General features: G+C 67.2%; 14 protein-coding genes. 9 read left to right on the top strand and 5 right to left on the bottom strand.

Features of this window, described 5'->3' with window-relative positions; translation table 11 throughout:
- Positions 1–30: 30 nt before the first annotated feature.
- Positions 31–3,333: a glycosyltransferase gene (locus tag NS355_RS16185; protein WP_058746618.1), complete on the bottom strand. Its 3,303-nt coding sequence runs from the start codon at positions 3,331–3,333 to the stop codon at positions 31–33.
- A 202-nt stretch (positions 3,334–3,535) separates the two neighbouring features.
- Here NS355_RS16185 and NS355_RS16180 point away from each other — a divergent pair, with 202 nt between their 5' ends.
- A complete protein-coding gene (locus NS355_RS16180; protein ID WP_058746617.1) occupies positions 3,536–4,279 on the top strand; it encodes an AcvB/VirJ family lysyl-phosphatidylglycerol hydrolase in 744 nt (247 codons plus the stop codon).
- 14 nt (positions 4,280–4,293) lie between these two features.
- On the opposite strand, the gene NS355_RS16175 is transcribed toward NS355_RS16180, so the two are convergent.
- A complete protein-coding gene (locus tag NS355_RS16175) occupies positions 4,294–5,967 on the bottom strand; it encodes an alkaline phosphatase D family protein (protein ID WP_058746616.1) in 1,674 nt (557 codons plus the stop codon).
- A 173-nt stretch (positions 5,968–6,140) separates the two neighbouring features.
- Between NS355_RS16175 and NS355_RS16170 the strand changes: the two genes are divergently transcribed.
- Together NS355_RS16170 and NS355_RS19455 are read left to right on the top strand one after the other, a co-directional pair.
- Positions 6,141–8,573: a TonB-dependent receptor gene (locus NS355_RS16170; RefSeq protein ID WP_058746640.1), complete on the top strand. Its 2,433-nt coding sequence runs from the start codon at positions 6,141–6,143 to the stop codon at positions 8,571–8,573.
- Positions 8,574–8,783: 210 nt separating this feature from the next.
- Positions 8,784–9,701, top strand: coding sequence for a cell wall hydrolase (locus NS355_RS19455; protein ID WP_345938816.1), 918 nt, complete (start codon positions 8,784–8,786; stop codon positions 9,699–9,701).
- Between the two features lie 166 nt (positions 9,702–9,867).
- Here the strand turns inward: NS355_RS19455 and NS355_RS16160 are convergent, their stop codons facing one another.
- From NS355_RS16160 to NS355_RS16150, 3 genes are all read right to left on the bottom strand, one after another.
- Entirely contained in the window at positions 9,868–10,563 is a 696-nt protein-coding gene (locus NS355_RS16160; RefSeq protein WP_058746615.1) for an HAD family hydrolase, read from the bottom strand.
- 31 nt (positions 10,564–10,594) lie between these two features.
- Entirely contained in the window at positions 10,595–11,272 is a 678-nt protein-coding gene (locus NS355_RS16155) for a hypothetical protein (protein WP_058746614.1), read from the bottom strand.
- A 93-nt stretch (positions 11,273–11,365) separates the two neighbouring features.
- Complete coding sequence (locus NS355_RS16150; RefSeq protein ID WP_209445122.1) at positions 11,366–13,960, bottom strand: PAS domain-containing protein; 2,595 nt, start codon at positions 13,958–13,960, stop codon at positions 11,366–11,368.
- A gap of 197 nt (positions 13,961–14,157) precedes the next feature.
- Between NS355_RS16150 and NS355_RS16145 the strand changes: the two genes are divergently transcribed.
- The 6 genes from NS355_RS16145 to NS355_RS16120 all read left to right on the top strand — a co-directional run.
- Positions 14,158–14,661: a TspO/MBR family protein gene (locus NS355_RS16145; RefSeq protein ID WP_058746637.1), complete on the top strand. Its 504-nt coding sequence runs from the start codon at positions 14,158–14,160 to the stop codon at positions 14,659–14,661.
- Between the two features lie 72 nt (positions 14,662–14,733).
- On the top strand, positions 14,734–15,702 hold the full coding sequence (gene coxB, locus NS355_RS16140) for a cytochrome c oxidase subunit II (protein ID WP_058746613.1): 969 nt from the start codon (positions 14,734–14,736) through the stop codon (positions 15,700–15,702).
- Positions 15,699–18,209 carry a cytochrome c oxidase subunit I gene (gene ctaD, locus NS355_RS16135; RefSeq protein WP_058746612.1) on the top strand — a complete coding sequence of 837 codons (2,511 nt, stop codon included), beginning with the start codon at positions 15,699–15,701 and terminating at the stop codon, positions 18,207–18,209. The genes coxB and ctaD overlap by 4 nt, the downstream gene beginning before the upstream one ends.
- Complete coding sequence (locus NS355_RS16130; protein WP_058746611.1) at positions 18,206–18,583, top strand: hypothetical protein; 378 nt, start codon at positions 18,206–18,208, stop codon at positions 18,581–18,583. The genes ctaD and NS355_RS16130 overlap by 4 nt, the downstream gene beginning before the upstream one ends.
- Positions 18,580–19,158: a cytochrome c oxidase assembly protein gene (locus NS355_RS16125; RefSeq protein WP_058746610.1), complete on the top strand. Its 579-nt coding sequence runs from the start codon at positions 18,580–18,582 to the stop codon at positions 19,156–19,158. Before NS355_RS16130 ends, NS355_RS16125 begins: the two co-directional genes overlap by 4 nt.
- Positions 19,155–19,600: c-type cytochrome (locus tag NS355_RS16120; RefSeq protein ID WP_167345479.1), on the top strand; the 446-nt coding region annotated here is incomplete at its 3' end. The genes NS355_RS16125 and NS355_RS16120, both read left to right, overlap by 4 nt.

Below are 19,600 nucleotides of genomic sequence, written 5' to 3'. Positions count from 1 at the left end.
TCCCGATCGGAGATGGGGAGGAATGGCAGGTTACGCCCCCACATTCCCCGTCCGCTCCAGCTTGCCCCAGCCGACGATCCACCCGCCGATCGCCGACGCGATGGCGCGGATCACGACCCAGTACATGATCTGACGATAGACCAGCCGCTGCGCGACCAGCAGGTGCGCAGGGTAGCGCACCCGGTTCCCGTCCAGGCGATAGGCCAGCCAGCCGCACAGCACGTCGATCGCGGTGAAGGCCGTCCAATAGGCCGCCATCTGGAACACGTCGGTCTGCGTCTGCGCCCAGCCATGCTGGCCCACGCGCACCGCCGTCCCGATGACCGACAGGACCAGCGCCAGGTCGATCAGCGGCGAGATGGCGGCGAACAGGATCTGGAACAGCCACGCCTGCGGCAGGCCGACCCGTGCCAGACCGGCGGGCTTGCCGGTGCGCAGTACGGCGCGATGCTTCCACAGGCATTGCAGCGTACCGAAGGCCCAGCGATAGCGCTGCTTGGCAAGCGCGCGGAAGCTCTCGGGTGCTTCGGTCCAGGCGACGGCGCGCGGATCATAGGTCACGCGCCACCCGGCCCGCTGGATCGCGATGGTCAGGTCCTGATCCTCGGCCAGCGTATCTTCAGGATAGCCGCCCACCGCGTCGAGCGCGGCGCGACGCCATGCCCCGACCGCGCCCGGCACCACCGTCATCGCATCGAACCCGGCGAGCGCGCGGCGCTCCAGATTCTGCGCGGTAATATATTCGACCGCCTGCCAGCGGGTGACGAGGTTGACCCGGTTGCCCACCCGCGCATCGCCCGCCACGGCCCCCAGCTTGGGGTCGGCGAACCAGCGCGCGAGCTTGGCGATCGTCTCCGGCTCGAACTGGGTATCGGCGTCGAGCGCGATCAGCACCTCGCCGGTCGCATCCTGAAGCGCGCGGTTCAGCGCCGCCGCCTTGCCGCCATTGACCAGGGTCAGCAGCCGGACGCGCGGTTCGTTCGCGAACGCCTCGCGCACCACGGCGCTCGTCCCGTCCTTCGACCCGTCATCGGCGACGATTACCTGAAGGCCCGGATAGTCGCTGGCCAGTACCCGCTCGACCGACCGGACGATCACCCGCTCCTCGTTATAGGCGGGGATGATGACCGAGACGCTGGGCGTGAAGACGGGCGGCACCGGCTTGGACTTGCGCCCCTGGAACCAGGCCAGCCCCGCCATCACGACCGCGCGTGCGATGCCTAGCGCAATGGCGAGGTAGAACAGCCAGGCGAGCGAGGCCGACAGGAAGGCGAGCAGGACGAAGATCGCGACGTCGGTACGCACCGCCAGCAAGTCATGCCCCTCGACCAGCGGCATCGCCTGGTCGCGGCTGACCCCGACCAGCTGCGACGCGGGGACGAAGCGATAGCCCTCGGCCCGCAGCGTATCGATGATGCGGGGCAGCGCCTCGACCGTCTGTTCACGGTCCCCGCCGCCATCGTGCAGCAGGACGACATTGGCCGAATTGTCGGGCGTCGCGCCGTGGACCTGGTCGATCGTCTGCTGGACGATCTCGTCGGTGCCGGGCCGCTGCCAGTCGTTCGGATCGACGTGCAGGCCGACGACCGTATAGCCCAGATTCTGCGCGATCAGGGCAGGATCGATCTCGTCCGCCGTCGTCGGCTCGGCGTCGCCGAAATAGGGCGCGCGGAACAGCGTGGTCGAACGCCCGGTATAAGCCTGGATCAGCCGCTTGGTGGCGTTCAGCTCCAGCTTGTTCGTGCGCGCGCCCGTCGTCGCCATGTTGGGATGGGTATAGCTGTGATTGCCCAGTTCGCTGCCCCCCGCGACGATCCGGCGGAGCAGCTGCGGGTGTTGCAGGGCATTCTCGCCGATCACGAAGAAGGTGGCGGGCACATGCTCGCGCTCCAGCACGTCCAGGATCTTGGGCGTCCATTCCGGATCGGGCCCATCGTCGAAGGTCAGCGCGATCGTCTTGGGAACGGCGCCCGCCCGCTGCACGACATAGGGCGTCGGATAGGTGCGATAGACCTCGTTCCGGATCACACCGTCCTTGTCATATTTCAGTCCGCGCTCGCCCTGGGTCGGCTGGGCGGTGATGCGCAGGATTTCACCCGCCCCCTCGACATCGACGTTCAGCGGCGAGGCGATGGCGCCCAGCCGGGGGATGACACCACGCGCCGTGCTGCGGAACGCGGCGAAATCGGCCCAGAGACCGGGGTCCTCGCTGCCCAGTTGCCAGAAGGCGACGTCATCGATGCCCAGCCGCTTCAGCGCCTGAAGCTGGTTCCAGCTGGTCGCGGCGTCGAGCATCCAGACGGTGTGGTGCTCGCCATTCTCGTCATAGGCGAAACCGGCATTGCCGCTCGCCTGGTCGAACGTCACCTTCGCCTGGCTGTCGTGCGCGATCAGCCATGCCTCTTCGATCGACCGCGCCTCGGCGGGCCCCTTTGCGGGCCAATCATAGCCATAACTGCCCAGCGCCACGATCAGCTTGTCGCGACCGACCTCGCGCAACGCCTTTTCCGACGCCTGGAGGAACCAGGGCTGCGCCGCGATCGGGCCGGGGGTGCCGGTCTGCCAATGCTGGTCATAGGCCATCAGGATGATGCGATCGACGACCTTGGCCAGACGCTGCAACTGCCACGCCTCGTCCTCGGCGGGGACGGTGACGGCCAGCACGGTGCCCTTGGGCAGGTGCGCCTTGATCCGCTGGAGCAGCCGGGGATAGCCCGCCATCGCGCTGGCGGGCAGGTTCTCGAAGTCGATCACCAGGCCCGACTGGCGGTTGACCGTCACCGACTGGCCGAGCTGCGTCGCCAGCTTCTCGGACGCCGCCGGGCTGGCGATGATCCGCGCGATGGTCTGGCCGTCCCATTCGTCGTCGGACAGGTTCTGCACCATCGGCAACAGGCGCGGCGGCTTGGCGGCCCGCGACAACAGAGTGGCGAGCTTCGGGTCGTTGCCGATGGTCAGCTGGCCTTTGGGGCCCGCCACGTTCATCAGGCTGGGCACCAGCCAGTCGATCTGGCCCATATGCGCATGGAGCGAGGCCAGCGCGGAGTCATTGCCCGGGGTATAGAAGGCGATGGTCAGCGGCGTGTGGTTCTGCGCCACCGACTTGCGGGGCAGCCATTCGCCCCGCCGCCCCTTCAGCTGTGCCGTCGGCTCCAGCGTCATCGCCTGCCGCCGGGCGAAGGGCAGCGGCAACACCCCCGAATTGGGCACCGCGACCAGCGTCGTGGCAAAGGCGATGGCGGCGACCACCACCGCCAGGATCGTCACCGCGACGGCGCGCCGTGCCCAGGTGCCCCGACGGCCCGTCGGGTCAAAGAAGATCGGGTTGCTCAACGGTGTCGATCCTTGGTCCAATACGCGAATGCCGCGGCGGCTCACTACCCCCGACCGCTTAACCTCGCGTTTCCATCAGCGAGCCGATGGCAGATCGCTGACATAGAGCGCGTGATCGCCATATTACAGATCTTTCATGATCCCCCCGCCTGTCCTTCATCCAGTCCGTGACATTGGTTGCCGCCAGACATTAGGACACGTCATGGTCGAATTTCTCGCCCGCCTGCGCTCCAGATGGCGCCTTATGCTTGGCGGCGCGCTGGTGCTGCTTGCCGCGATTGCCGCTATCCTTCTCTATTCGGGCAGTTATTTCGACAAGGACCCGTTCACCCGCTTTCCGGCGCAGGGCAGGGTCCAACCGGTCCTGGTGCTGTCGCTGTCGGGGGACATGGGCCTGCGCTACGGCATGGGCGGGGTGATCGCACGCGCGCTGAGCGCCGACGGGGTCGAGGTGCTGGGCGTCAATTCGCCGGTGCTGTTCCGCAAGCGTCGCACCGCCGCGCAGGTGGACGCGGTGATCGCCGACCTCGTCCGCCGCGCAGAGGCAGAACGCGGCGGCCGCAAGCTCGTGCTGATCGGCCAGTCCTATGGCTCGGACATGCTCCAGACGGGGCTGGCGCATCTGCCCGACGATCTGCGCGCGCCCATCTCGGCGGTCGTGCTGGTGGTGCCGGGCGAGACGGCCTTTTTCCGCTCCGACCCATCCGGGCTCGCCTATATGGGCAAGCCCGACAGCCTGGGGATCACCACCGCACGGCGGATCGACTGGGTGCCGGTGACCTGCATCTATGGCGTGCGCGAGCCCGACAGCCTGTGCCCGATGCTGAAACAGCCCAATGTCCGCATCGTCGCGTTGCCCGGCGACCATTACCTCAACCATGACGACGCCAATCTGGTCGCGCATGTCGAGGCGGCGGTGCGCCGGGCGCCCTCCCCCGCCCCGTAACGGAGAAAGGACGCTTAAGCCGTGATCGCCTCGATCGGCGTGTCTGCGCCTTTGCGTGTCCGCCACACGGCGGCGCAGCCCAGCGCATAGGGCTTGGCCAGCACCGTCGACACGGTCATGTAGCGTGCCGTGGCGGTATCGCGGGTCAGCGTCAGGTACAGATACCCCTTGTCGTCCTGGTCGCAGAAGCGGACGACCTTCGGATTGGCCGCCGCGATCTCACGCCCGATACCCGGCATCATGTCGCCCCAGGACGGGCTGGTGACGGAGGTGCCCGCAAACTCGGCCGCGACCAGCTTGCCGCTGGCGTCATACAGGTCGTTGGCCCAGGCGGCGTGGCTGTCGCCGGAGACGACGACCGGCCGCGACCCCGCCCGCCGGAACGCAGCATAGAGCCGCTCGCGCGCCGCCGGATACCCGTCCCAGCTGTCGAAATTCAGCGGCAGGCCTGCACGATACGAAGCCTGCGCCTCGCCCAGCCGCGCCCGCTCGCCCTCCGTCAGGCGTTCGGTCAGCTTGGCATAGCCCTGCGGCCCCATCTGCTTTTCCAGGTCGGGACCGTCGATCCGCGCCATCACCACCTGATTGCCGATCACCTGCCACGGCGTCCCCGCCTTCACCGACGCGGCCAGCGTGCGTTCGATCCAGCCGAGTTGGCCCGCGCCCAGCAACTCGCGCTCGGGCCGTGCGCGCTCGGCCATCATCGATGCATATTCGTCGGGCTGGGGCGCTTCGCCCTTGGCCGCCGCCACCTGCTTCGAGCGGGCGAGCAGACGCGTCTCCAGCATCACCAGCGTTGCGAGATCGCCGAACTCGAAGCTGCGGTTGATCGCCGCCCAGGGCTGGCCGGGCCGGGGATCGCGGATCGGCATCCATTCGAAATAGGCCTGCATGGCGGCCGCCTTGCGCTTGCCCCAGTCGCCTTCGGTCGCGGGCTGGTGGTTCTCCGCGCCGCCGATCCAGTCGTCATTGGCGACCTCGTGATCGTCCCACACGCAGATGAACGCGGCGCGGGCGTGCGCGGCCTGCATGTCGGGATCGCGCTTCACCTGGGCATGGCGCTGGCGATAATCGGCCAGCGTCACGATCTCGTGCGCAGGCTCGGGCAGGCGGTTGAGTTCATGCCCGATCTTCGTGCCATAGCCATCGGCGCCATATTCATAGATATAGTCGCCCAGATGGACCACCGCGTCGAGCCGCTCGGTCTTCGCGATCGCGTCATAGGCGTTGAACAGGCCGCCGGGATAGAGTTGGCACGACACCACCGCCAGCGCCAGTTCCTCGATTCGGCCGCGCGGCAGGGTGCGGAAACGTCCCTCGGGCGAACGTTGGCCACCCGTCGTCTCGAACCAATAACGATAGTCGCGCCCCGGTTGCAGCCCCGCCACCTCGACCTTGGCGGTGAAGTCGCGGGCCGCGCGGGCCGCCACCCGGCCGGTGTGGAGGCCGACCGCGTCGGCGCCGCCCATCGGTGCGACATGCCAGGTCAGGGCGATGTCGCCCCCCTGCCCTTCCGCGGGTGTCGCGCGGGTCCACAGGATCGCGCCGACGGCTGACGGATCGCCGCTGGCCACGCCGTGATCGAACCGCACCGCCGGCGCCGCCGCCTCCACCAGGGTCGTCGGCAGGGCCAGGCTGGCCCCGCTCCCCATCAGCGCCATCGCGCGGCGTCGGTTCATGATCGTCATCGTATCGGTCCTTTCGGACCGGACGGCTAGGCGCGGTGCGCGACAGTCCGATGGCGGGGCCGTGACGGTTCGGCGACAACGCCGCTTGTCATCGAAATGACATGCGGTGGACACCGACTGGTAATCCCTTGCCCCTAAGTCCGGCCGAAACGGGGAATATCCGGGGGGCAATGATGAATTCGACGATCGGCCGCGTCAGCGCGGCTGTGCTGCTGGCTGGCCTGTCACAGGCGGCCTTCGTCCAGGCGGCGGCGGCACAGGCGACGATCCAGCCGCAGGAGGATGCGCGCGACGCGGGTGACAATCCCGACGTCATCGTCACCGCGCAGAAGCGAGAACAGCGGATCGAGGACGTGCCCGTCACCGTCACCGCCGTCACGGGCGCGCGCATGGCGGACCTGGGCGTCAACTCGCTGTCCGAAGTCGCGCAATATATCCCCGGCCTCCAGATCCAGGAGCAGAGCGCGAACAATCCCGGCTTCGTGATCCGGGGCATCACCTCGGACTCGGGCTCGGCGCAGCAGGGTGCGCGGGTCACGCTCTATTATAACGGCGTGGACATCAGCCGGACGCGCGGTGCCTATCAGGACCTGTACGATATCGAGCGGATCGAGGTGGTGAAGGGGCCGCAGGCGACGCTGTTCGGCACCGCCGCCGCGGTCGGTGCGATCAGCATCATCTCCGCCAAACCGCGCGCCGGGACCGAGGGCGGCATCCTGGCCTCCTATGGCAATTTCGACCGGACCCAGGTGTCGGGCTATCTGAACGCGGGCAACGACACGCTCGCCGGGCGGATCGCCTTCGCGTACAAATATCGCGACGGCTATGTCCGCAACATCGCGGGCGATCCCAAGGTCGCCAATCAAAATCAGGGCCGGGTCGACCAGGACGACCTGAACGGGCAGGATCAGCGCGGCGTTCGTGGATCGCTGCGCTGGACACCCAATTCGTCCGTGACGGCCGATCTGGTGCTGACCTATGACGGACAGCGCAATCCCGGGACCGCGTTCAAGAGCCGCGTCTTCGCCCCGACGGGCGGTCAGACCGGCGATTATGGCTATGCCGAGCTGTCCGGCTCGCCCTTTTCCGCCGAGGTGCTGGGCAAGCGCAAGCTGGGGCTGACCCGCAACGTCTATGACGCTAACCTGACGGTCGCGGTCGATGTCGCGCCAGGCATCACCTTCACCACGGTCAACGGTTACCGCCGGTTCGACGCGCTCGAAATCTTCGACGCGGACGGTGGCCCCGCCTGGTATCTGGAGTTCGGCGAGGACGCCAAGGGCGACCAGTGGAGCCATGAAAGCCGCTTCGCGTTCGACGGTACGCATTACCGCGCGTCCTTCGGCTGGAACGCCTTTTTTGAGAATGGGCAGCAGCGCGTGCCCTTCTCGACCGAGGAAGGCACTTATCTGGCCTGTTCGGTCGCACGCGACTTCGCGCCGATCCGCCAGATCCTGAACGGCGCGGGCCTTCCGACCGGCACCGCCTGCGTGGCCGCCAACGGCACCATCCCGGCAACACGCGCCACCGCGATCCTGTCGCGCGGGACGGCGACCGTCCTGCCCTACAGCGCCAGCTTCGCCAATTACGGCAATACCGACACCTATTCGGTCTTTGCCGACGCCACCTGGATTCCGACGGACGCGCTGGAACTGACGGCGGGTGCGCGCGTGCTGATCGAGGATCGCCAGTCGGGCTATAGCTCGGTCATGCCCGACAGCCGGTTGCTGGCGGGGGCCGGAATCTTCACCAGCCTGCTCGCCGCCGCCAATACCAAGGGGCAGAAATTCACCGCCGAGCGCAGCTATGCCGCGGTCCTGCCGCGCTTCAACGCGCTGTATCGCCTGAGCGACGATGTGAACGTCTATGCGACGATCAGCAAGGGCCGCCGCTCGCCGGTGGTCCAGCTCGACGCGCAGCGCATCGTGCCGCTGAGCGTCGCCAATTCGGGTGCGATCCCCCGGCTTCAGATCATTCCGGCGGAGGACGTCTGGAATTACGAGGGCGGCATCAAGGGGCGGATCGGCGCGTTCTCGGGCGCGGCCTCGGTCTTCTACCAGCGGTACAAGGGTTTCCAGGTCTCGGTGTTCGAGAACGGCCTGAACGTGACGCGCAGCGCCGGGTCGGCCAACAATCTCGGCGTCGAGCTGGAGGCGAACGTCGCGGTCCATCGCTGGCTCGGCCTGTTCGGGACCTTCGCCTATATCGATGGCGGCATCGGCAATGACCCGTCGAACGGCGTCTTCGCGGGCAACCGCTTCCGCCTGCAGCCCGACACCACCGCATCGGGCGGCGCCAATATCCGCATCCCGATCGGCACGTCGGCGACCTTCTATGCGACGCCCAGCGCGACCTATCGCTCGAAGGTGTTTTTCGAACTGCCCAACAGCGAGGCGATCTCGCAGGGCGGCTATACGCTGGTCAATCTGCGCGCGGGTGTCGAGTTCGGCGACCAAGGGCGGTTCCATGTCGGCGGCTTCGCCCGCAACCTGACGAACAAGTGCTATCTGATCGACGCGGGCAATACCGGCGGCACGTTCAGCACGCCCACCTATATCGCGGGCGAACCGCGCTTCTACGGCGTGGAACTGGGCGCGCGTTTCTGATGGATATCCTCCCCGGACACGGGGAGGTGGCAGGCCGAAGGCCTGACGGAGGGGGTTCCCCCATGGGACAGGCTTTGCGGCGATCCCCCTCCACCATGCTTCGCGTGGTCCCCCTCCCCGTGCCGGGGAGGATGGCGTACACTTAACCGCTTCCTAACCCCGGCCCGCTAGACGCGGTGGCCTGGGGCCATGGGTTGGGAAGCGGATATCGTGCTGCGCTGGTTGATGTTGGTGGCGAGCCTGGCGGTTGCCACCTCCTGCACCCCCGTCCGCGAGCGGGCGGCGCATCTGACGCTGGACGTACCGCCGCCGACCGCACGGACGCTGCTGCGCCAGCTCGCGCTCGACGTGCCCGACACCGACCTGCCCGAGGCGATCAGCGGCAACACGCCCATCGAAATGGCCGCCGCCCCCGCCTTCAACGGCATCGCCCGCACCGCGACCGACGCGGCCCGCGCCGCCGAATGCCTGACCGCCGCCATCTATTACGAAGCCCGTTCCGAGCCGGTCGATGGCCAGCGCGCGGTCGCGCAGGTCGTGCTCAACCGGGTCCGCGACCGCGCTTTCCCCAAGAGCATCTGCGGCGTCGTCTATCAGGGGTCGGAACGGTCGACCGGTTGCCAGTTCAGCTTCACCTGCGACGGATCGATGCTGCAACCCCGCGACCCCGTCGCCTGGAACCGCGCCGCCGCCGTGGCGCAGGCCGCCCTCGCCGGACTGGTCTATGCGCCGATCGGGGCCGCGACCTTCTACCACGCGAATTATGTGCTGCCCTGGTGGGCGTCCAGCCTCAGCCGGATCGGCTCGGTCGGTACGCATATCTTCTATCGCTGGCGTGGGGCGCTGGAACGCGACCTGTCCTTCCGCCAGAATTATGCCGGGGTGGAGCCGAACATTCCCGTCCCCGCCGCCGTCCAGAACCCCGCCGCCGCCCCGATGGCCGAGGCGATGTACGGCGTGACCATCCATCGCGGCGAGCAGCGGGCCGAGGCCCTGGCCAGGATTCCCGATGCGAAGCCCACGCCAGTGTCTACGGCCGGGGTCCGCATCCACCGCAACGGCTTTGCCCATGGCGGCGGGGAAGCGACCAGCGGCGTGATCGTCGGCGAGGAAAGCGACCCGGGCTGATCGGCTAATGACACTCTTCAACGCCATCCCGGCGAAGGCCGGAATCCAGTTGGGTCAACGTCAGTAAGTCTTGCCGGACCAGCCCGTAACTGGACCCGGCCTTCGCCGGGGTGGAGCAAGGGGAGATGGGAAGGTCAGACCTCACCTTCCCCATCACAAACCGCCATCAACCGATCATATCGATCCATCCGGGCAGGTCGCCCAATCGCGGCAACTGGCGGAAGCGAGGATGATCGACGGGTGCGTCGCCCGCCTCATGGCTCCATGCCAGCGGTTGCGGGATGAACGCGGCCCAGGCGCCCGCCGCCAGCGCGGGCAGCACGTCGGAGCGCATTGAGTCCCCGGCCATCACCGCCTGTTCGGGCGCGATACCGTGGCGGGCGAAGATGCTGCGAAAGGTGTCGGGCGTCTTGTCGCTGACGATCGCCACGTCATCGAAATGCGAACCCAGGCCGGACGCCGCCAACTTGGCTTCCTGGTGCAGCAGGTCGCCCTTCGTCACCAGCACCAGCCTGCCCCGCTCGCGCAACGCCTCGATCGTATCGGCAATACCGTCGAGCAGTTCGACGGGGTGCGCCAGCAGCTGCCGCCCCGCCTCCAGCACGCGGGCGATCAGGTCGGTGGGCAGGGTCGGCCCGGCCAGTTCCACCGCCGTCTCGATCATCGACAGGGTGAAGCCCTTGGCCCCATAGCCATAGAGCCGCAGATTGCGTGCCTCGCAGGCCTCCAGCGTGGCCCTTGCCACCCGTGCCTCGGCAAAGGGGGCGAGCAGGCCGACCAGGGCTTCCTCGGTCGCCGCGAAGTGCCGCATATTGTGCCAGAGCGTGTCATCCGCATCCAGGCAGATCAGCGCGATGGTCATCGAGTGTCTCCCATTTGGCCCCACGTTTCCATCACAACTCGCGGATCAGGCGCAAGCCCAGTCGCGGCCGGAACCGCTCGCCACGTGCCTTTTCCGCGCCGACGCCGCCCTGCACCCCCAGCTTGCCGATCGCGCGGTGGAGCTGCGGCATCAGCAGCCAATAGGCGCCCTGCCCATTCTGCCGGTTCAGCTCCAGGCCCAGCACCGTGTCGGGATTCACGTCGTAGAAGGTCGAATGGTTGATGATCGTCCCCGTCTCGTTGCCCTCGCGCAGGGTCACGTCGCCGACGCCGAGCATCGTCATCGTGCTCCACCGCTCGCCGAAGCGATTGCCGAGCAGCCATAACAGGGTCGAGGTCCAGCCGCCTTCCTCGCGGTCGTGCAGCCCCAGATACTGGACGCCGTGCACGCTCCGCCCGCCCCGGAAGGTGCCCAGCCGCTTCTGAAGCCCCATTTTGTACTGGACCACGCGGTTATTGATGAGCGGCAGCTCCAGTTCGACCGCAAAGCCGTCCGTGACCGCCAGCTCGACCTCGGGTGCCCATTCCAGTTCGCCGCGCGGGCCGGTCAGGTCGCGCTGCGCCAGCGTGTTAACCTCGATCTCGCCCGCCTTGGCGGTCAGCGGGCGGATCATGTCGAACACCATCGGCTCGGGAATGTCGGGGCCGCTCTGAGCGGCGGCAGGCACGCCGACGAGCAGAAGGGCCATTGTGGAAAAAGCCAAGCGGCCGGTGATGAACATCGTGAAACTCCCAGGCATTACGCAGTACCGCGGTGCCGGGGGCCATCGCCGCCGGGCCGATCAGGGCGCGTGGGGTTCGTACCGCCGCGCGCCCGCGCCCATCGCCGCCTGTATCCCCGTGACCAGCGCATCCACCGTGAAGGGCTTGGTCAGCAATTGCATACCCGGCGACAGATGCCCGCTGTTCAGCACCGCATTCTCCGCATAGCCCGTGACGAACATGACATTCAATTCATGTCGCAATTCCCGAGATGCTTCGGCCAGTTGCCGCCCGTTCATGCCACCGGGCAGGCCAACATCGGTGACGAGCAGGTCGATGCGCTCGTCCGAGCGCAGCACGGCCATGCCCTCGACGCTGTCCGCCGCCTCGATCACCCGGTATCCCATGTCGCGCAGCACGTCGGCGATCATCATCCGCACGGTCGCCTCGTCATCCACGACCAGGACGGTCTCGCCCGCCCCCGATGCGTTGGCGGGGGCACCGGCGGCATTCTCGCCATCCCGCTGGGCGGGGCCGTGATGGCGCGGCAGATAGAGGAACACCGTCGTCCCTTCGCCGGGCGCCGAACGGATACGCACCTGACCGCCCGATTGCTGGGCAAAGCCATAGATCATGCTCAGCCCCAGCCCGGTCCCCTGCCCCAGCGGCTTGGTGGTGAAGAAGGGATCGAACGCCTTTTCCATCACCTCCTGCGTCATGCCGGTGCCGGTATCGGTGACGCACAGCGCCAGATATTCGCCGTCCGGTATGTCGGCGAAGCGGGCATTGTCCTGGTCCAGGCGACTATTGACCATCTCGATCGTGATGCGCCCGCCGTCCGGCATCGCATCGCGCGCGTTGATGCACAGGTTCAGGAGGGCATTCTCCAGCTGCGGCGCATCGACCAACACGGTCCACAGATCGGCCGATCCGTGCGTCTCCAGCGCGATGCCCGGCCCGACCGTACGGCGGATCAGGTCGGTCATGCCCGCGACCAGCGCGGCGATATCGGTCGGCTTGGGGGCCAAGGTCTGCCGCCGGGAAAAGGCGAGCAGCCGGTGGGTCAGAGCCGCCGCCCGCCGCGTCGCGCCCTGTGCGGCGTCCATATAGCGGTCGACGTCGCTGACCCGACCCTGCGCCAGCCGGAGCGCCATCAACTCCAGCGAACCCGAAATCCCGGCGAGCAGATTGTTGAAATCATGTGCCAGGCCGCCGGTCAGCTGGCCCACCGCCTCCATCTTCTGGCTCTGGCGCAGCGCCTCCTCGGCGCGCATCAATTCGGCGGTGCGGTCGGCGACACGCTGTTCCAGCTGCTCGGTCAGCGCACGGAGTTCGGCGATGGCCGTGTCGCGCTCGACCTCCAGCGCGCGACGCGCGCCGACATCGATGAGGACACCCGGAAACTGGATCGGCGTACCATCGTCCGCATGATCGACCCGACCAATGGCTTCCAGCCAATGGTAATAGCCGTCATGGCGGCGAACGCGATATTGATGCGCATAAGCCCCACCCCGCGCAATCGCCTCCTGCACCGCCTCCGACAGACCGGCACGGTCGTCGGGATGGACCAGTTCAACCACCCGCTCCAGTTCGACGCCCTCATGACCGCGGGCGGGATTCAGTCCGAAATGGCGCGCGAACGGCTCGTCGCAGGTGAAGCGATTAGTCACCAGATCCCAGAACCAGGTGCCGATGATCGCCCCGGCCTCCTGGGCCAGTTGCACCCGCTCGGCATTCAGCCGGGCCCGTGCCTCGCTCTCGCGCAATTGCTGTTCGGCGCAGACGCGGTCGGTGATGTCGAAGCTGACGCCCGGAAATCGTACGCAACGCCCGTTCTCATCGGCGATGCAACGGCCCCGCGCCGACACCCAATGGACGCTGCCATCGGGGTGGACCAGTCTATATTCCGAAGCGAAGCGGCCTGCGGCATCGCCTGCGCCCTCCGCCAGCCCGGCCATGGCCTCGGCGATTTCGCGCTCCACGCGCTCACGATCGTCGGGGTGAATGCCCTTGAAGAACTCGACGATCGGCAGGCCCGCCTCGGCCGCTGCCGGATCGACGCCATACATGGTCGCGAAGCGCGGGTCCGAACGGATCGAATCGTGGACCACGTCCCAGTCCCACATGCCGACATGCGCACCCGAGCTGAGAGCCAGTTCCAGCCGCTCGTCCGCCTCCCGCTGGTGTCGCTCGGCCAACACCCGCGCGGTCGTCTCGCCGGTGACGCAGATCATGCCGGAAATCCGCCCCTGGTCGTCAAAGACCGGCGAATAGGAAAAGGACCAATAGGCCTCTTCCGGCTTGCCCTCGCGAGCGAGGTCGAGCCGCATGTCGGTGACCTGCGCGACCCTGCCCGACAATGCGACGTCGACCAGCGGCGCGATATCGTCCCAGATGCTCCCCCACAGGACACGAAAAGGCGTCCCCATGGCGGTCGCGGCGCGATATCCCAGCATGGGGATATAGGCGTCGTTGTAGAAGGATATGAGATCCGGCCCCCAGACCAGATACATGGGCGCCGGGCACGCGATCATCGTCGCGATCTGGGCCTTCAGCGCGGCGGGCCATGTGTCGGGGGCTCCGAGGCTGGTCGTCGTCCAGTCGAACGCGATCATCTCGTCGACGACACGGCCCGATACGCCGTTGAGAAAAGTGAAGGCGGGGGAGTACACCATGGCGCGACCCTGCAACAGCGCGCGGTCGAGCGCCAGCTTTGATAGCGGACGGGCCAGCGCGTGGTGGCGGATCGACCGGCATGTCGGCCATTTTCGTCCCCAGGTTGATCGGTCCGGGCGACAGGGCGCATCCGCTCGATTGAACGGGCTTGGGCGAAGGCCGTTATCGCCTTCGACATTCGGAAGGGATGACGGCCATGACGAACAAGGGATTATCGCCGCTGGTGGCGGGCGGCATCGCGGCGGGCGTGCTGGGGCTGAGCGCGTTGATCGGGCGACGCAACGCGCCCGATCCGTCGCACCCGCGTATCCGGCGCTGGTATGCGCGGCTCGACAAGCCCGCCTTCACCCCGCCGGACAAGGTGTTCGGCGCGGTCTGGCCGGTGCTGGAAACGCTGGCCGCGGCCGGAGGCTATCGCCTGCTCCGCCAACCTGGCTCCCCCGCCCGCAATGCCTCGGTCGCGCTGTGGCTGGGCAACAGCGCGATGATCGGCGGCTGGACCGAGCTGTTTTTCCGCGAACGCCGCACCGGTGCCAGCACTGCCGCCGCCGGAGCGATGGCGGTCGGCACCACCGCGCTTGCCGCCACCGCGTGGAAAGTCGACCGCCCGGCCTCGGTCAGCATCATGCCGCTGGCGGCGTGGCTGGGCTTTGCGACCCTGCTGGCGGGCGAAGTGTGGCGTCGGAACGACAATCGATAGCAGAAATGCCCTCAACATGAACTTTAGATGAAGCCGACATGAACTATTCCGCCAAGGAAACGTTCGGGGGCCATGCGGGGGAAGAGCAGCACCATAGCGATCGTGACGGCCGGTTTGCTGGCAGGATGCAACACGCATCAATCCACACTGGCACCGTTCGGGGCGGATGCGGCCGACATCCGCCACCTTTTCATCATCATGCTGGTCGGCGCGGTGGTGATCGCGGGCGGTGTCGCGCTGCTGATGCGCCATGCCGTCCGGGCGCCCGAGGGATCGATCGATCATCGCAAGGGGATGCGGATCGTCCTGTGGCTGGGCGGGATCATCCCGACCGTCATACTACTCGGGCTGCTCGCCTATTCGCTCCCGTACATGAAGCCGCGCCCGGCCTCGCCCGCCGACCTGACCATCGCGGTGGATGGCGAGCAATTCTGGTGGCGCGTCGCCTATGCGCCACCGGGCCGCCCGCCCATTCTCAGTGCCAATGAAATCCGAATTCCGACCGGGCGGACCGTCGCCTTCCGCCTGAGCGGCGGCGATGTGGTGCACAGCTTCTGGATACCGGGGCTGGCGGGCAAGATGGACATGATCCCCGGCCGCATCAACAGCCTGGTCGTGCGGGCGGACAAGCCCGGCCGCTATCGCGGGCAATGTGCCGAATTTTGCGGGCTGTCCCATGCGCTGATGGCGTTTGACGTCATCGCCATGCCGCCCGCCGCCTTCGACGCCTGGCTGGCCGAACAGGCCCGCCCCGCCCGGCCGAGCGATACCCCCGGCGCACGCCTGTTTGCCGAGAATGGCTGTGGCGGCTGCCACGGCATCAGGGGCGTCAACGCGCCGAGCCGGATCGGCCCCGACCTCACCCATTTCGGATCGCGCCGGACGCTGGCGGCCGGCATCCTGCCGATGACGGAGGCCAATGTCGCATCCTTCATCCGCCATCCCGAAAAGACCAAGCCCGGCGTCCGGATGCCGTCCTTCCCCCAATTGTCGGATGACGAGGCAATTGCCCTCGCCCGCTATCTTCAGGGCCTGAAATGAGCCTCCACGCGCAGGACGATCCCCAGCTTCGCGCCGCCCAGGAAGAGCGGCTGCGCGCGGTGTGGAAACCACCCAGCGGCGTGTTCCTGCGCTGGACCGACACCAACAACAACCGGGTCGGCGTCTGGTACACGCTGACCGCCTTCGGCTTCATGCTGTTCGCGGGTGTGCTGGCGCTGATCATGCGCACCCAGCTGGCGGTGCCGGACAACGACCTCGTCTCGGCGAACACCTTCAACCAGCTGTTCACGCTGCACGGCTCGATGATGATGTTCCTCTTCGCCGTGCCCATGTTCGAGGCGGTGTCGATCATCCTGCTGCCCCAGCTTTTGGGCGCGCGCGACCTGCCCTTTCCGCGCCTGTCGGCCTTTGGTTACTGGAGCTTCCTGATCGGCGGCGTGTTCGTCGGCGGCTCGATCTTCTTCAACGCCGCGCCCGATGGCGGCTGGTTCATGTATCCACCGCTGACCACCCGCACCGACCTGTCAGGGCTGGGCGCCGATATCTGGATGCTGGGCCTGTCCTTCATCGAGGTATCATCGGTGGCCGCCGCCGTCGAGCTGATCGTCGGCGTCCTGAAATGCCGCCCGCCGGGGATGCGGCTGAACCTGATGCCGCTCTATGCCTGGTATATCCTGGTCGTGGCGGTGATGATCCTGTTCGCCTTCCCGCCGCTGATCGCGGGCGACCTGTTGTTCGAGATGGAGCGGCTGCTCAACTGGCCCTTCTTCGACGCGGCACGGGGCGGCGATCCGCTGCTGTGGCAGCACCTGTTTTGGATTTTCGGCCACCCGGAAGTCTATATCGTCTTCCTGCCCTCCATCGCGCTGTTCGCGATGATGATCCCGACCTTCGCGCAGCGCCATCTGCTGGGCTATCCATGGATCGTGCTGGCCGCCGTGGGCACCGCCTTCCTGTCGTTCGGGCTGTGGGTCCACCACATGTTCGCGACCGGCCTGCCCAAGATCAGCCTGGCCTTCTTCTCTGCCGCCTCAGAAGCCGTCGCCATCCCGACCGGGGTCCAGATCTTCGCCTTCATCGCCACACTCTGGGCGGGCAAGGTGAAGTGGTCGACGCCTTTGCTCTACGCGAGCGGCAGCCTGGCGGTGTTCGTCATCGGCGGCCTGACCGGCGTGATGGTCGCGGTGGCGCCGTTCGACTGGCAAGCGCACGACACTTATTTCATCGTCGCGCACCTCCACTATGTCCTGATCGGCGGCACGCTGCTTCCGCTGTTCGGGGGGCTCTATTATTACTGGCCGCTGATCACGGGCAAGAAGCTGTCCGACCGGCTGGGACGGATCGCTTTCTGGATCATGTTTGTCGGCATCAACCTGACTTTTTTCCCGATGCACCTGTCGGGTCTGGAGGGCATGCCGCGTCGTGTCTTCACCTATCCGGAGGAATTGGGCATCGGCTGGCTCAACCTTGCCTCGACCGCCGGGTCATACATGTTCGCAGCCGGGGTCGCGGTGCTGGTCGTCGACCTGATGCTGTCGCCGACCCGCGCCAAGTCGCCGCGCAACCCCTGGAATGCGGGCACGCTGGAATGGCTGGCCCACCCGGATGACGAGGATTGGGGCATCCGCTCGGTACCGCTGGTCGAAAGCCGCTATCCCATCTGGGACCAAAAGGACTTCGTCGCCAAGGTCGATGAGGGCCGCTTCTTCCTGCCCGATGCCGAGGAAGGCCGCCGCGAGACGATCATCACCTCGGTCCTCGACGCCAAGCCCGTTTCGGTGATCCGCCTGGGCACGCCCAGCGTCAAGCCGATGATGACCGCCGTCGCGCTGGGCAGCGTGTTCATCCTGACGACCTATCACCTTTACCTGATCGCGGCGCTGGGCGGCGTGGTGACGCTCGGCTGCATATTGTGGTGGCTGTGGGACACCGCCGAAATTCCGGAAAAGCCGGAAAAGCCGATCGGTCATGGTATGCGCCTGCCGCTCTATATCTCCGGCCCGGCCGCGCCCGGCTGGTGGGCGATGTTCATCACCATGATGGCGGATGCGACCGCCTTTTCCGGCCTCGTCTTCGGCTATTATTTCTACTGGACGATCCATCCCGATTTCGGCGCGGGGTTCGACGGGCCGGGCAGCGGCGGGCCGATGATCGCGCTGGCCCTGTCGCTGGCGAGCTGGGTCGCCACGCTGACCGCGCGCGAGGTTCATCACCGGGCTTCGGTCAATGCCGCGCGAGGGCTGCTGGTCGCGGGCGCCGTCACCGCCATCGCCAGCCTGTTCGCAGGCCTGCGCTGCCTGGACGGGCTGGACCCGGAGGCCAATGTCTATCCGGCGATCGTCTGGGTGCTGGTCGTCTGGACCGTCGTGCATGCCGCCGTCGGGACCATCATGCAGCTTTACACGCTGGCGCGCAGCATGGCGGGCAGGATGACGCCGACCCATGACGCGGATATCCGCAACATCACCGTCTATATGCATTTCTTCGCGCTGACCGCGATCGTCACCTATCTGACCATCGGCCTGTTTCCGGAGACAGGGCTATGAAGCGCTGGCTGAAGGGCGCGCACCGGCTGCGCGTCACCCTCTGGACGCTGATCGTGCCGCCGACGACCTGGGCGGTGCATTTCCTCTTCTCCTATCTCTGGGTCGCGATCAGTTGCGAGCGGATCGGCCGATGGGCACTGTTCCCCACGGCCTTCGCGATCGGGACGGTCGTCGCGCTGATCGTCATCCTCGCCTCGGGCGTGATCGCGTGGCAGCAGTCGCGCACCCCCGGCGACCCGCCGCCGCATAACGAGGGCACCGATATCGATCGGCTACGCTTTCTGGCCTATTCGACGATGCTGCTGGCGGGATTGAGCTTCGTCGCGGTGATCTTCACGGCGATGCCCGTCCTGATGCTGGGTGACTGTCGATGAGGCGCAACTGGCTGATGCTGGGGCTGGTGCTGTTGTCCGTCGGCTGGGCCTTCAGCACCTGGGGCATGACCGGGCATATGGTCGCGCACATGATCGCCGTGGCGGTCGCCGCGCCGCCGATCGCGCTGGGGCTTCAGGGCACCCGTTTCGATCCGGCGGTCCGCCTGCCCCGGCTCGCCACCCCGCTGGCCGCCGCCATGATCGAGGCGGTCGTGGTATGGGGCTGGCACGTCCCGGCGCTGCGGCGACTGGCGGACCATGGACTGTTCTGGCTGGTCGCCGAACAGGTCAGCTTCCTGGCGGTCGGCCTGCTGCTGTGGGCCGCCGTGCTCGCACCGCGCCACCGGGCCGCCGGGGTCGCGGCCCTGCTCGTCACCTCGATGCACATGACGTTGCTGGGCGCGCTGATCGGCCTAGCCCCACGGCCGCTCTACAGCCATCACGACATGGGGGCGCTGGCGGATCAGCAGATGGCGGGCGTCGTGATGCTGCTGGTCGGGGGCGTCGCCTATCTGTGCGGCGGGCTGGCGATGCTCGCGCGCCTGCTCCAGACCAAAGAAGAGGCGCACGCATGACGATCCGCATCACTTGGAAGCGGGCGCTCGCGGCCCTGCTCGGCCTGGCGCTGCTCGGCATGGGCGTGGCCTGGTCGGGCGTCATCAATCTCGCCGCCTCCAGCGGGCATTGGGCGATCACCGACTGGTTACTGCATTGGGCGATGCGCAATTCGGTGCGCACCCATGCCGCCTTCACCGCACCCAAGGACCCCGCCGATGCCAGCGGGCTGGTGAGCGCCGCCGGGCATTTCGCCAATAGCTGCGCGGTCTGTCACGGCGCCCCAGGCCAAAAGCCCGCCCCCGTGATGCAGGCCGCCACCCCGCCCGCGCCCGACCTGTCGGTCAACGCGCGCGAATGGACCGACAAGCAGCTGTTCTGGATTCTCCAGCACGGCGTGAAATATACCGGCATGCCCGCCTGGGCCGTGCAGGATCGGCAGGACGAGGTGCGCCGCATGGT

It is taken from the genome of Sphingomonas yabuuchiae (genome assembly GCF_001477495.1).
Lineage (GTDB): Bacteria > Pseudomonadota > Alphaproteobacteria > Sphingomonadales > Sphingomonadaceae > Sphingomonas > Sphingomonas yabuuchiae_A.
This window is presented reverse-complemented; position numbering and strand designations above follow the sequence as displayed.

What these genes read in the sequence shown, in the direction of transcription:
- NS355_RS16150 (WP_209445122.1), bottom strand. Translation starts at nt 13,960, where the DNA reads ATGGTGTACTCCCCCGCCTTCACTTTTCTCAACGGCGTATCGGGCCGT.
- NS355_RS16125 (WP_058746610.1), top strand. Translation starts at nt 18,580, where the DNA reads ATGAGGCGCAACTGGCTGATGCTGGGGCTGGTGCTGTTGTCCGTCGGC.
- NS355_RS16145 (WP_058746637.1), top strand. Translation starts at nt 14,158, where the DNA reads ATGACGAACAAGGGATTATCGCCGCTGGTGGCGGGCGGCATCGCGGCG.
- NS355_RS16155 (WP_058746614.1), bottom strand. Translation starts at nt 11,272, where the DNA reads ATGGCCCTTCTGCTCGTCGGCGTGCCTGCCGCCGCTCAGAGCGGCCCC.
- ctaD (WP_058746612.1), top strand. Translation starts at nt 15,699, where the DNA reads ATGAGCCTCCACGCGCAGGACGATCCCCAGCTTCGCGCCGCCCAGGAA.
- NS355_RS16175 (WP_058746616.1), bottom strand. Translation starts at nt 5,967, where the DNA reads ATGACGATCATGAACCGACGCCGCGCGATGGCGCTGATGGGGAGCGGG.
- NS355_RS16180 (WP_058746617.1), top strand. Translation starts at nt 3,536, where the DNA reads ATGGTCGAATTTCTCGCCCGCCTGCGCTCCAGATGGCGCCTTATGCTT.
- NS355_RS16170 (WP_058746640.1), top strand. Translation starts at nt 6,141, where the DNA reads ATGAATTCGACGATCGGCCGCGTCAGCGCGGCTGTGCTGCTGGCTGGC.
- NS355_RS16130 (WP_058746611.1), top strand. Translation starts at nt 18,206, where the DNA reads ATGAAGCGCTGGCTGAAGGGCGCGCACCGGCTGCGCGTCACCCTCTGG.
- NS355_RS16160 (WP_058746615.1), bottom strand. Translation starts at nt 10,563, where the DNA reads ATGACCATCGCGCTGATCTGCCTGGATGCGGATGACACGCTCTGGCAC.
- coxB (WP_058746613.1), top strand. Translation starts at nt 14,734, where the DNA reads ATGCGGGGGAAGAGCAGCACCATAGCGATCGTGACGGCCGGTTTGCTG.